The organism is Clostridium minihomine, from assembly GCF_900240385.1.
Taxonomy (GTDB): domain Bacteria; phylum Bacillota; class Clostridia; order Oscillospirales; family Acutalibacteraceae; genus Faecalispora; species Faecalispora minihomine.
The window spans coordinates 423,519-436,231 of the sequence record NZ_OEQH01000001.1 but is presented as its reverse complement, the minus strand read 5'-3'; the positions used below and the strand labels follow the sequence as shown (position 1 = coordinate 436,231).

Here is a 12,713-nt window from a genome sequence, read left to right as displayed (position 1 = left end):
GCATGTCGAATGAGAGTTGGAATTTTAACCAGCGGCGGCGATTGTCAGGGGCTAAACGCCGCAATCCGTGCCGTAGGAAAAGCACTCATTGAAAAATATGAAGAAGATATCACCATTTTAGGAATCCGGGACGGATACCGGGGCCTGATTGAGGGCGATTACAAAGAGATGGATCCCAAAGATTTTTCTGGAATTCTTACGCTTGGGGGAACTATTTTGGGAACCTCACGCCAGCCTTTTAAGGAAATGCGGCTTTCTTCTGGGGACCAACCGGATAAAATCGAGTGCATGAAGAAAAATTATAAGCGGATGAAGCTGGACTGCGTGGTTATTTTGGGCGGAAACGGCACCCACAAAACCGCCAATCTGCTCAGTCAAGAAGGGCTTAATGTCATTACCCTGCCCAAAACCATTGACAACGATCTTTGGAACACCGAAATGACTTTTGGGTTTTCCAGTGCGGTAGAAACCGCCACCACCGTAATTGACGCCATTCACAGCACGGCAACCTCTCACGGGCGTGTGTTTATTATCGAATTGATGGGGCACAAAGTTGGGTGGCTTACCTTGCACGCCGGTGTCGCAGGCGGAGCCGACGCCATTCTGCTTCCCGAAATTCCTTACGACATTGATTCAATATGCAGCATGTTAAAACTGCGCAAACGCTCTGGCAAACAGTTTTCTATCTTAGCCGTGGCAGAAGGTGCTCTTTCAAAAGAAGAAGCCCAGCTTTCCAAAAAAGAGCTGAAAGCCAAGCGGGCAAAAATGACCGAACCCTCCCTTTCTTATCGGCTGGCCAAAGAAATCGGTGCCAAAACCGGCGACGAGGTTCGGGTCACCATTCCCGGTCACTTTCAGCGAGGCGGCAGCCCCTGCCCATATGACCGTGTTCTTTCCACTCGATTCGGAACCGCTGCCGCACGGCTGATTCAGGAGGGCCGTTTTGGTTACATGGTCGCTTTGCAAAATCAAAAAATTGTTCCCGTACCTTTAAGTGAAGTGGCCGGAAAATTAAAAGCTGTTCCCATCGACTGTGAGCTCATTCAGTCCGCCAGAGATATCGGCATCAGTTTTGGCGATTAAATTCGTGTGAAATAAAAAAGAAGATAAAAAAGAAAGCAGCTTTCTGCTTTCTTTTTTTATCCTCTTTTTATAGCTATCACAACTTAAACCGAAATACAAACAGTATATTTTATATAAATTATTCTTTAAGTATATAAAACATGGTGTTTTCCCGCTAAATTTTCAGAAAACCGAATGGAAAAACACACTTCTTACAGGAACAGCATTACATCAAAAGATACGAAAAAAGATTGCCATGATTCTGAATCACTGTTTCCAAATCACTTAGCCGAAGCCAAACCGTCGCCGTATTGTCATTGGGATGAACACCGATCTCATCCAACTTTTTTAAATCTTGGTCTAGCACAACTTCCACACAGCGGCTATCGTCATTCAAAATACCCAAAGGAGTAACCGCACCGCTGGTTAGACCCAGCTTTTCCATTAATAGATTTTCAGACGCAAAACTCAAGGGTCTGCTGCCAAGCTGTTGCCGTATGGATTTTAAGTCTGCCTTTTTTTCTTTGCTCATAACAAGCAAGAAAAATTTCGTCTTTTTATCATCTCGTACAAATAAATTTTTCACGATGTTATTTGCGCCATCCAGTTGCAATGCTTCCATTTGTTCTATGGTGAATACAGCGGGATGTTCCTCAGAGCGATAGGGAATTTGTAAAGCATGCAACAATTCATACACTTTCTGTTTGGCATCCATTCACTTACCTCCCGTTCCATCGAAATGATAGCAAAGGAACCTGTACTCTATGGCCGTTTTTCCGTCAACCACCAATTCAATAAGATTACTTGCTACTGATTAAAACCAACCCCACAAAGCAAACGGCCACCCCCAAAAGCTGTTTGACAGAAATTGTTTCATGAAAGACCAGAGCCCCAACGATCAGCAAAATGGAGGACAACAGGATATTGGCAGTCAGCGGGCCCTTGCTGATATTCCAGCCGGCACGGTAAAGGAAAAGATATCCGGTTTCTAAGCCGACAACAGCCAAACCCAGCAGAACGCTGGTCCAGTTTATCTTAGCGATGTTCTGCAGCAGATTGCGATCCTGACTGGTAAAAAAGAACAAAACCAGCGAAGCGGCCGCCCCCACCAGATAAGTAATGAGAAGTGAAAAGAAAGGGCTTGCGGACTGAGGGGTGCTTTTGGTGCTAAGATTATAAACCACATTAGAGCAAACAATCAGAAAAAGGGGCCACAAATAATGCCACATATTCATTCCTCATCCTTTAACAATAGTATAAAATAATAAGCCAACCGTTCAACCGTATTGTTTTTACAGCAACCTGCATTCATGCCGGTTATTTCCCGGCCGAGGAAACATGGAAGGCGAAAATAGATTTACTTGATTTGCACCAAAAACACTCCTGTTTTTGAAAAAAGAAAATTGTTTCTTTTCCCAAAGTTGATACAGGCCGGGCAACCCTTTTGAAAATTTCAGAAAGGTCGCCCGGCTTCTCATAAAAGGAACCGATATTTTAGCTTGCTTTTGTGTCCCATTCAAAGCAAATGAAATACCATTTGGCTTGTGTTTTGACTGCGTCGGGTTTCTATTGAAAGAACACCCTGAACTTTTTTGTTCTTTTAATCAGTCCACTGTAATCAAATCCTGAATCTGCTGAAAGGTTTTTTCCCCGATGCCCGAAACCTGCTTCAGCTCTTCCGTACTTTGAAATTCCCCATAGGTATTCCGATGCTCCACAATGCGTTGTGCCGTTACCGAGCCGATACCGGGAAGTGTTTCCAACTCCTGCACATCCGCTGTGTTCAAGTGAACCAAGCCTTCTTCTACCGGCTCCGGTTCATATTCTTCCTCCGACGGCCCGGGAAGAGAAACCACTAAATCAGACGAAGCGGCCCCGGAACCATCGGTATGAACAATGGTCGTAAGGGTTACCTGTGGAACAAACAGCACATTGTATCCGATAATCAAAGCGCCCAGAACGGCCGAAGCCGCCAAAAGCCAACGTATTTGACGATTATCTTCATCCAACTTTTTCACCGCCTACTCTTGGTGAGTTTGCTCCAAATACTCGATTAAATCTGCCACCGCACCTTCATAACAATGACCCACCACCAAGTCTGCCATGTCCTGAATATCCTGCGGCGCATTGGACGGTACGGCCGCAAACCCTGCCGCTTTCAGCAGTTCCACATCATTATAATAATCGCCGATTGCCACCACTTGACTGCGGCTGATGCCGGTCTGATTCAAAATTTCATCCAGCCCGGTTCCTTTATTGACTTCATCGGGAAGCATCTCTAAAAAATGAGAAGAGGTTTGGACAAACCGAACACCCGGGTGGGAAAACGTATCGGTAAAATCATGCATTTTCTGTTTTATTTCCGGCTCGCTGGCAAACAGAACCTTGCACCAACTGCCGGGAATATCTTCTGCTTTGGTTTCCACACAAGATAGGCCTTCATGCTCCAAGTGAGCCTGTATGTAACGGTTACACCGCAAAACAAATAAATCTCGTTCGGTAAATACCTCATACCCCACTTCGGGAAAATGCTCTGCCAGAATACGGGCGTATTCCGAAGCCTGTGGCGGCATAGAAACACTTTTCACCACTCGATCCGTTTCAAAATCATAAATAACAGCACCGTTGAGCAATACCGAAAGGCCATTGGGCTGCGACTGATGATAATATTGGGCGCCCGAATCCCCCGAGCGTCCGGTGGCAATGGCAAACTGCCCGCCTTTTTCCTGAAAACGTCGAATCGCTTTTAAATTCCGTTCCGGAATTTGATAGTTTTCTCCAATTAAGGTCCCATCCAAATCAGAGATCAGCAACAAATCCTGAATCTTCAAAAAAACCCTCCTTATAGACGCCTGAGCTGTTTTAAAAAGTCCGTAAAATACTCTGGCAAATCACTGGTAATTTCTACGGTATGGCCATCCCGAGGATGCCGGAACCCAAGCACTCTTGCATGCAGACATTGCCCCTGCAAAGAAGTAATCACCTTTTTGGGGCCATAAACCGGATCACCGGCCACCGGATGACCCAAATATGCCATATGAACCCGAATTTGATGGGTTCGGCCTGTTTCCAGCTGCAACTGCAAATGAGAAAAACCAGGCAGTTCTTCCAACATCTGATAATGGGTCACAGCCCAGCGGCTGTTCTTTTGAGTAACAGCCATTCGTTTCCGGTCAATGGGATGTCTGCCAATCGGTGCTTCCACTGTACCGCTTTCTTCCCGAAAATGCCCGTATACCACCGCTTCGTATTGTCGGGTAAAGGAATGTTCCTTAATTTGAGCGGCAAGACTTTGATGAGCAGCATCATTTTTCGCCACCACCAGTAAACCGCTGGTGTCTTTGTCAATGCGGTGAACAATTCCCGGTCGAATCACCCCATTAATACCCGAAAGAGAATTTCCGCAGTGATACAAAAGGGCATTGACCAGTGTTCCGTCCCGATTGCCGGGGGCAGGATGCACCACCATACCCTTTGGTTTGTTTACCACCAGCAGATCCTCATCCTCATAAGGGATTTCCAGGGGGATATTTTGAGGTTCCACCTCTTCTAAAACAGCCGGTTCGGGCAAAAGGATCTCTATGATCTGACCTTCCGACACCCGGTCATTTTTAGAAAGGGGCACGCCGTCCCGCAGAATAGCGCCCGAAAGCATCAGCTTCTGCACAGCGGATCGGGTCAGCTCTTCCAGCATTTCGCTGACTGTCTGATCCGCCCGGGCGTTCTGATACTCTGGCCCCACCACCAGCTGTTTTTTTTGCAAATTAACCACCCATCCTGTAATTTCTGTTCCGGTTATAATGCGCATATTTGGCATACCGCTTGGGACCTTTGGGTTTTCCCGTATCTGAATACAGAATAACATAAAGAATCAGCAGGCCGCAGCCAACGGTGACACAGATATCCGCAAAATTAAACACCGGCGGAAAAAACTGAAAATGCAGAAAATCCACCACAAAATGGAACCGAACCCGATCAATTAAGTTCCCCAGTCCGCCCGCCATAATCAAAACAACAGCTGTGCGGGTCAGGTTTGTGTGTGCTTTATACCAAATCAGTGTGCCTGCCATAATCAGACAGACCAGCGCTGTCACTGTCACAAAAAGCCACTGGTGATTGGCCAAAATTCCAAAGGCAGCCCCTCTGTTTTCCACATAGGTCAACTGAAAAAAACCGGGAATCAACTCAATACTTCCCACGGGTTTTAAATGAGCCAGCACCAGCATTTTAAAAAATTGATCCGCAGCTACGCCCACGGCTACCGCCACAAAGGACAGCAAAACTGTAACCAAAACGAACTCCCTCTTTTCCAGGAAAAAAAGGGCGGGCCATACCCGTCCTTCCCTCCTTGTGTGCAAAATGATATTTTCATGCCCATTACGGCAGCATTCCTTATTTTTCGCCAGTTTCATCCACTTCGTCAAACTTTAAAACATCATACCGCAAATCATGCTCCGGCAAGCTGTTATCAAACATGGATGCATCCACGGCAAACTCTTCTTCTGCCGAGTGCTGCGGGCGGTACTCCGGCTCTTCTTGGGGCTCTTGTGCCACAGGTTCCGAAATTATTATCTCTTCTTCCGGCTCAACCGGCTGAGGTTCGGGCATTGCGGCTGCGGCAGGCCGTGCCTGAGGTTCAAAATCCTCTTTGCGGCTGGGAATTGCATCGATCATGGTCAAATGATCTTTGTAAATCGCCAGCAGCTTGGTACGGAAATCCAAAACCTTTTTCTTCAGGTCTTCCAGTTCCCGCTCCTGAGCCACCACATCGGCTTTTGCCGTGCCGATAATGCGCTCGGACTTTAACGTAGCATCTTTTAGGATGATTTCAGCCTTATGCCGCGCTTCGCGAATCGAAGCTTCCCCTAACTTTTGGGCACTGACCAAAGCGGTTTTGATTTCGCTTTCGTCCTTGCGGTAGTCCTCTATTTTTTCGGCCAGCACTTCCAATTTTTTTTCAAGGTGCGCCTTTTCTTGAGAAAGTGCCTCATATGCCTCGTTTTGCTCCATCGTCTTTTTCAAAAGCTGATCGTAGGAATCTCTTACCTGATCGATAAAATGATCCACGTCCTCGGTACGGTAACCGGAAAAATTCGATTTGCGGAAGCTTACATTAATGATATCGTTAAGAGTAAGCATGACTAAAACCTCCTGTTATCTGTATTTTCTTCCACTCAAGTTAAAACGGCCCTTTTTTGTTTCCGGCCCAATCTGGTCAAGGATAAAACGTCCCATTCCACGCACCGACAACCGATCACCCGCTTTGACCGTTGCAGAAAGAGAAAGGGTTTGTATTCCATTAAGCAGCACACTGCCCGCTTCCACCAGCCGGGCGGCCTTTTCTCGGCTGGTTTGCAAAGCTGCCGCAGCGGCGCAGTCCAACCGAGGGGACGCAATTACCCCGGAAAAAGGCACAAATCCAAGTCCCCCGGGAAGCGGCTCTTCGAATCCGGGGGCAACACGCACCCCCACCCGGCCGATTTTTGTCAGCTGGGTACTCACATATTCTGAAATTTCTTCTCTTAAAAACAGCACACCGCGCCCAGGCTCCACCAGTAAATCGCCCACCGTATCACGATTGATTCCGGCACCCATTAAGGCGCCAAGAAAATCCCGGTGGGTCAACACGTCACACTCGCGAAACGATGCGGTAAATGCCGCTATGGGAAATTCTGACGGGTCTGGCTCCTGATATTCCGGGAACGCACCGAACATCACGCGTTCGGCCTCTTCAAACCCGCCCCAGAATAAATAGCGGAAAAAGCCCTCCCGGCGCAGGATCCCTTGTGCCGAGAAGGCCTGTGCTTCGGACAGAAAGCCCACAAAAACAGGCTGATACCGCCGGGAACAAAGACGAATTGCATCCAGAAGCCTGGCCTCCAGCATCGCATCATTTTGTGGGGAATTCGGTTTCATTAGAAATAAACACCGTTGTTTTCTAATTCATCTAAAACATCATCACCCGTTAAATCCACATTGTAAGGGGTGATAATAAATGTACTGGTGGCTACGCGCTTGATTTTTCCGCCGTTGGCATATGCCACACCGCTAAGAAAATCAATAATGCGCCGACAAACATCTTTGTTGGTGTTTTCTAAATTTAACACCACCGTGTGCATTTTTAAAAGCTCGTCCGCCACGGCACGAGTTTCTTCGCCAAAGCGTTCGGGCTTAAACAGCACCACCTGAAGCTGCGTGGTAGCGTGAATATTCACCACCTTATTGCTGCTGGAGGAACCGGAATTACGCTTAATCATCTCGCGCTCCCGAATTGTTTCTGCATGGTTGTCCGAGCCGGAGATAATATCGTCCGCACGGTCATCCACATACTCCTCATCCTCGTACTCGTCCTCAGGTGCGCCCCACATATCTTTAAATTTCTGAACCAATCCAGCCATTTTGATTGCCTCCCTAATATCTTAATGAAGGATTCCATACTGCCTTTGTCCGAACAGGGCAGACCCCACCCGAACCATATTTGCTCCGCAGCGTATCGCCTGTGCATAATCAGATGACATTCCCATGGACAAATAATCCATAGAAACATTATCTAATCTTTTTGACTGTATGTCAACATAATATTGTCGCATCTTCGAAAAATATGAAACAGTTTTTTCGGGATTATCGCAGACAGGCGGGATTGTCATGAGCCCGCGCACCGAAACCCCCGGCATAGTGGAAATAATTCCCAGTAAGTCTTCCAGTGATTCCGGGGAAACGCCGGACTTATTTTCTTCTTCGCCGATATTCACTTCGATCAGCACCTGAGTAATAACGTCCCTTTGCACAGAAAGGCGAGAAATTTCTTTTGCCAGCTTTTCACTGTCCACCGACTGAATTAGACTAACCTGCCCCACCAGAAATTTAACCTTATTGCTCTGCAAATGGCCAATGAACTGTCGGTCGCAGGGAGAGAGCAGCGGCAGCTTGTCGCAAAGTTCCTGCACCCGGTTTTCTCCAATATGGGTCACCCCCAGCTCGATGGCCCGGTTAATCACCGGAACAGGAACCGTTTTGGTCGCCGCCAAAAGCGTAATATCCTCCGGCTTTCTGCCGGATTCCAAAGCGGCTTCCTCGATGCGGGAACGAATCACCTTTAAGTTTTCTTCCAAATCCCCAAAGCGGCTTTCCAGTTCCTGGTCACTTAATGACTTTTCCATCATACAAATCAGTCCCTTCTATAATCACCTCATCATATAGACGAATTGAAGTTTTTGTCATGAGATCGTTCCATTCCGGAGCATTTTCATCCAGTTCCTTACAAATCACATAGCTTCCGCTGTGGAATAGCGGAACAACCTGCACGAATTCAATGGAATTTCCATGCATGACATAGACACCCGGAACTTCTCTTTCAATCTTTTTAACGGTTTTATCTTCCTGAGTAACCTCTTTGACCAGCTTTTCAAAATGAATGCTTTTCTGGCTGACCATAATTCCCGAATAGTCCCCCGTCTGCACCTGCACTGTAGCATCCCGCACCGATGCAATGCCCGCATCCATGTTGGAACAACGCAGAACCACAGCGGCTGCGGCCTGTTTATCCGGCTGGTTTACCTTCGCCACCGTGGCCGGAACCGGCTTGCCCACAGCAAACGGAAAGTCAATGCTGACCCGGTTCCCTTCTTTCAGCTTTAAGGCATCATCAGGCTCTACCACAGCGGCAAAATACCAGTCAAATTCTTCGCAGACTTTTCCAACTACATTTCCATCCAAAGGGGTGGGCTTCTTTTTTTCCTGTAACTGTGCCACAGAAAGACCCAAGACCGATTTATAGTCATATTGACTTTCATAACCGTCCACCACTCCCACAAAAAAGCCGGAAGCCGGAGCCTTAATTTGCCCCATGCGGGTTCCTCCGCCGGACACGGTGATGGAACTCAACTGATTTTGCAGCTGCGCAATTCTGGCACTGAAGTCTTTAAGCGTCCCCACCACCACCTGCCGTTCATTCATCACATACAGCAGAGTATCACGGTTTTGAGTCAAAGAACCGTAATTTTGGTTGCGCACAGCAGTCAGCGTTTCAATCAGCTGACGATTGATCTGCTGGGTTAAAAGTTCCGGGTTGGCGGCATAAGTATCACCGGGGTTGCTCAGGCTCTGCAGCCGGGCAATCTCTCGCTGCAATCGTTCCACCTGCTGCTGCTGAGTGGCGTCCTTAGCGCTGTCATAAACCTCTGCCACCACACCGCCTTTGGCCACCTTGCCGCCTTCCCCCAATAAATAAGTCAAAACCCCCGGAACCGTCTGCTGAATCATCTGTTCTTTTCGAATGGCTGTACCGGTCATTTGAATTGTGTCTTGCCCTGTGGCATAAATGGCTGTTTCTGTTTTTACACTGCTGTAATTTGCGTTGTAAATTTGATTCCCAATATAAAAAAGAAGCAGTATGCCGATAAGGCCTGAAATCAGGCGTTTGAGTACCGGATTATTCATACAGCTCCCCCCTTACGATTTCTTGCGCGACAGAAAGCAGCGCATCAAAATTGGGATAATCGTCCACAAACAGCCAGTGAAGCTGTTCTTCCCGCTTAAACCAAGTGATTTGCCTCTTGGCGTAGCGCCGGGTTTCTTGCTTGATGGTTTCTGCCGCCTGCTCGAGACTGATTTCTCCCCGAAAATAGGGCAGCAGTTCTTTATAACCAATGGCCTGTAAGGCCGTAGCGCCGTCGGGCCGATTCAGCACCTGCTCGGCCTCTTTTAAAAGCCCTTGCTCCAGCATTTCATCCACCCGCAAGTTAATTCGCTCATAGAGCTTACTTCTGTCCCGAAAATTCAGGCAAAGAAAACAGACCTGATAAGGCGATGGTTCCAGCCGGGAGTTTTTCAGATGCTCCGTCATGGTTACTCCGGTCACTCGGTACAGCTCAATGGCACGAATTAGCCGGGGCAGGTTGCGCGGGTCAATGCGCGCGGCAGATTTCGGATCAAAAGAAGCCAGCTCCTGCAAAAGGCTTTCGGAGCCCTCTTGTCGGGCTCGGGCCGCCAGTTCCTCGCGGAGCGCGCTGTCGTTCTCCGCTTGGGAAAACTGGGTATTGCTGATAAGGGATCGGATATAAAGTCCCGTTCCGCCAGCTAATACCGGAAGCTTTCCCCTCCCGTGAATCTCCTGAATCTTGGCTTTTGCTAAATCCACATATTCCGCTACGGAAAAGGATTGACCGGGCTCTGCAAACCCCATTAAATGATGGGGAACCCCTTGCATTTCTTGTGGAGTGGGCTTGGCTGTTCCAATTTGCATCCCTTTATAAATCTGCATAGAATCCGCTGAAACCACTTCTCCGTTTTGACGAAGCGCCAACTCCACGGCCAATTTTGTTTTGCCGCTGGCCGTGGGGCCCCCAATCACCAAAAGGGGTATTTTCTGCATCACTCTTCCTCCTTTTCCGTATGATCATTCTTCTAGGGGTGTTTCTGAAAATCCTTTAGGGTAATTTTGCTGCAAACCTATCTGCTGCGCCCCAAAAAGCCCTGATACATTCAGTATCTCTGTGCTTTTTGCTTTGCATTCGTTTGTTTTTAATGAATTTCCCGTCGATTTCCTTTTTTCAGAAGCCCCTTCATTTAAATTCTTCCGAATTGCTTTTCCAGTTCTTTTTGGGTCAGCACAATAGAAATGGGTCTTCCGTGGGGGCAATACCGCAATTGGGGATTTGCGTCCAGCTGGTGCACCAGCGCAATCAGTTCTTCGGGCGAACGATCGTCATGGGCTTTCATGGCCGCACGGCAGGCAATATTGTGATACAGCCAATCTAAGTGCTCTGTGGTAACATCCGTGCGGGATTGCGCCAAATAGCCCGCAATTTCCATCACGGCCTCCGGCACATCCTCTCCGGTGAGTGAAAGGGGAGCACTGCGCACCAAAACGGTGCCGGAACCAAAATCATCAATTTCAAACCCTGCCGCTTCGCACAGCTCCAAAGAGGCCAGCACGGCAGCATATTCATTCTTTTCTAACAAAACGGGAACCGGCTGTAACAGCATTTGAGAAAAAGACATGCCGCTTTGTTCCTTTAATTGTTCGTATAACAAGCGTTCATGGGCCGCATGGCGATCAATCAGCACCATTTCTTTCCCCTGTGCTCCGGTTCTTTCCAGCAAAATATACGTGCCAAAAGCGTGCCCGATATACCGGAATTCTGACTGTGTATCCCCCAGAGCCACAGGCTTTTCTGCCTGCACCGGCATCATCTGTTCAAAAACCACCGGTGCAGCAGAAGGCTCTTGCAAAGTCGTAAGTGCGGTCGGCTGTTCTGCCGGAGCCAGCTCATTTCGATAGAAATTAGCCGCCGGGACAGCCGGATGCTCCGCCTCTTTCGTTTCTTGCCCGTTTACGGGATAAGCCGTGTGAGGCGTATCCTGCAAAAAGTGTGGGTTTGCCGCAGGCTGGGCAGAATGGGCACCAAAGCTGCCTGTTCTTTGATAAGCCGGAGTAGTGGGAACAGAAATTTCCACTGAATCCTCCCAGCCGCTATCATTGAGCACAGGCTGACTGCCCACAGAAGAACCAAAAATTTGGGGCAAAGAAATCTGCTGGGGCTTTTCTGTCGGCGGATCAAAAGGAAGCGGAGCCGGAGCCGCCGGCTTTGGTTCTGCCTGAGAAGTACTCATGTTGCCTGCCGGATTCTGCAAAGTAATTCGGTTTGGGGAATCTCCCTTTGTCAAGGCAGTTTTTACCCCGTAATAAATTACGTCAAACACCGGACGCTCATTGATAAAGCGAACCTCTAGCTTTCCGGGATGCACATTCACATCCACAGCCTGTGCCGGAATGGAAAGATGCAGCACACAGGCGGGGAATTTTCCCACCATCAAAGAACCTTTAAACGCCTGCTCTAAAGCAACTTGAGCGGTGCGGCTTTTCACCGTTCGTCCATTGATGAAAAACTGCTGCATACTGCGGTTTGGCCGGGCATGAGAAGGCTTGCTGACAAACCCGGTAGCATGAAGACCCTGAAACTCATATTCCATCGGAATTAGCCCTGCGGTAAATTCGCGGCCAAACACCGCAAATACTGCCGATTTCAGCTGCCCGTCCCCGGGCGTTCTTAACGTTTCTTTTCCATCGCGCACCAGCCGCAAAGCCAGCTCCGGATGGGAAAGCGCTATTTTATCCAAAACGGCGGCGACCGCATTGGCCTCCACCGTATCCTTCTTCAGAAATTTCATGCGGGCAGGGGTGTTAAAAAAGATCTCCTGCACTGTAATGGTAGTGCCACGGGCGCGCCCCGCGTCCTCCAACACCTGTTCCTCGCCACCCTCTATCACATAGCGGGTTCCGGCCAGATCCTCTTCGGTGCGGGTCACCAGTTCTACCTTGGCAACCGCCGCAACCGAAGCCAAAGCCTCTCCCCGAAATCCCAGTGTTCCAATAGACTCCAAATCTTCCGCCAAAGATACCTTGCTGGTGGCATGGCGCAAAAATGCCTTGGGAACATCTTCCCGGGCGATTCCGCTGCCGTTGTCGGTAACGCGCATCAATTTGGCGCCGCCGTTTTGAATTTCCACCGTTACTGAGGTGGCACCCGCATCGATGGAGTTTTCCACCAACTCTTTTATGACGGAGGCCGGGCGCTCCACCACCTCACCGGCAGCGATTAGCTCCGCCACATGCTTGTCCAGCAGATTGATTTTTCCCATTCACTGCC

Annotated in this window: 14 protein-coding genes; 1 reads left to right on the top strand and 13 read right to left on the bottom strand. The window is 48.6% G+C overall.

All coding sequences use genetic code 11. From position 1 onward, the window contains the following. The first annotated feature begins 9 nt into the window (after window positions 1–9). Window positions 10–1,083, top strand: a complete 1,074-nt coding sequence (locus C1A02_RS02080) for a 6-phosphofructokinase (RefSeq protein ID WP_207204866.1) — start codon at window positions 10–12, stop codon at window positions 1,081–1,083. A gap of 205 nt (window positions 1,084–1,288) precedes the next feature. Here C1A02_RS02080 and C1A02_RS02075 read toward each other — a convergent pair whose 3' ends face one another. The 13 genes from C1A02_RS02075 to mutL all read right to left on the bottom strand — a co-directional run bounded on the left by C1A02_RS02075 (window position 1,289) and on the right by mutL (window position 12,705). Continuing rightward, complete coding sequence (locus C1A02_RS02075; RefSeq protein WP_101696541.1) at window positions 1,289–1,777, bottom strand: prolyl-tRNA synthetase associated domain-containing protein; 489 nt, start codon at window positions 1,775–1,777, stop codon at window positions 1,289–1,291. An 85-nt stretch (window positions 1,778–1,862) separates the two neighbouring features. After that, window positions 1,863–2,297: an EamA family transporter gene (locus C1A02_RS02070; RefSeq protein ID WP_243577887.1), complete on the bottom strand. Its 435-nt coding sequence runs from the start codon at window positions 2,295–2,297 to the stop codon at window positions 1,863–1,865. A 369-nt stretch (window positions 2,298–2,666) separates the two neighbouring features. After that, the gene (locus tag C1A02_RS02060) at window positions 2,667–3,071 is read right to left on the bottom strand and encodes a ComEA family DNA-binding protein (RefSeq protein ID WP_101696538.1); all 405 of its coding nucleotides are present in this window, start codon (window positions 3,069–3,071) and stop codon (window positions 2,667–2,669) included. A 12-nt stretch (window positions 3,072–3,083) separates the two neighbouring features. Next, entirely contained in the window at window positions 3,084–3,893 is an 810-nt protein-coding gene (locus C1A02_RS02055; RefSeq protein WP_101696537.1) for a Cof-type HAD-IIB family hydrolase, read from the bottom strand. 11 nt (window positions 3,894–3,904) lie between these two features. After that, a complete protein-coding gene (locus C1A02_RS02050) occupies window positions 3,905–4,825 on the bottom strand; it encodes an RluA family pseudouridine synthase (RefSeq protein ID WP_243577886.1) in 921 nt (306 codons plus the stop codon). Between the two features lies 1 nt (window position 4,826). Then, window positions 4,827–5,354: a signal peptidase II gene (gene lspA / locus C1A02_RS02045; RefSeq protein ID WP_243577885.1), complete on the bottom strand. Its 528-nt coding sequence runs from the start codon at window positions 5,352–5,354 to the stop codon at window positions 4,827–4,829. A gap of 100 nt (window positions 5,355–5,454) precedes the next feature. Then, window positions 5,455–6,201 carry a DivIVA domain-containing protein gene (locus C1A02_RS02040; protein ID WP_101696534.1) on the bottom strand — a complete coding sequence of 249 codons (747 nt, stop codon included), beginning with the start codon at window positions 6,199–6,201 and terminating at the stop codon, window positions 5,455–5,457. A gap of 15 nt (window positions 6,202–6,216) precedes the next feature. Then, the gene (locus C1A02_RS02035) at window positions 6,217–6,978 is read right to left on the bottom strand and encodes a YlmH family RNA-binding protein (RefSeq protein WP_101696533.1); all 762 of its coding nucleotides are present in this window, start codon (window positions 6,976–6,978) and stop codon (window positions 6,217–6,219) included. Next, on the bottom strand, window positions 6,978–7,460 hold the full coding sequence (locus C1A02_RS02030; protein WP_101696532.1) for a cell division protein SepF: 483 nt from the start codon (window positions 7,458–7,460) through the stop codon (window positions 6,978–6,980). Before C1A02_RS02030 ends, C1A02_RS02035 begins: the two co-directional genes overlap by 1 nt. Before the next feature lie 21 nt (window positions 7,461–7,481). After that, window positions 7,482–8,225 (bottom strand): YggS family pyridoxal phosphate-dependent enzyme, encoded by a 744-nt coding sequence (locus C1A02_RS02025; protein WP_101696531.1) that lies wholly within the window; start codon window positions 8,223–8,225, stop codon window positions 7,482–7,484. After that, window positions 8,203–9,501, bottom strand: coding sequence for a biotin/lipoyl attachment domain-containing protein (locus C1A02_RS02020; RefSeq protein ID WP_101696530.1), 1,299 nt, complete (start codon window positions 9,499–9,501; stop codon window positions 8,203–8,205). The genes C1A02_RS02025 and C1A02_RS02020 overlap by 23 nt, the downstream gene beginning before the upstream one ends. Next, window positions 9,494–10,435, bottom strand: a complete 942-nt coding sequence (gene miaA, locus C1A02_RS02015; RefSeq protein WP_101696529.1) for a tRNA (adenosine(37)-N6)-dimethylallyltransferase MiaA — start codon at window positions 10,433–10,435, stop codon at window positions 9,494–9,496. The genes C1A02_RS02020 and miaA overlap by 8 nt, the downstream gene beginning before the upstream one ends. 194 nt (window positions 10,436–10,629) lie before the next feature. Next, complete coding sequence (gene mutL, locus C1A02_RS02010; RefSeq protein ID WP_101696528.1) at window positions 10,630–12,705, bottom strand: DNA mismatch repair endonuclease MutL; 2,076 nt, start codon at window positions 12,703–12,705, stop codon at window positions 10,630–10,632. Between the last annotated feature and the right edge of the window lie 8 nt (window positions 12,706–12,713).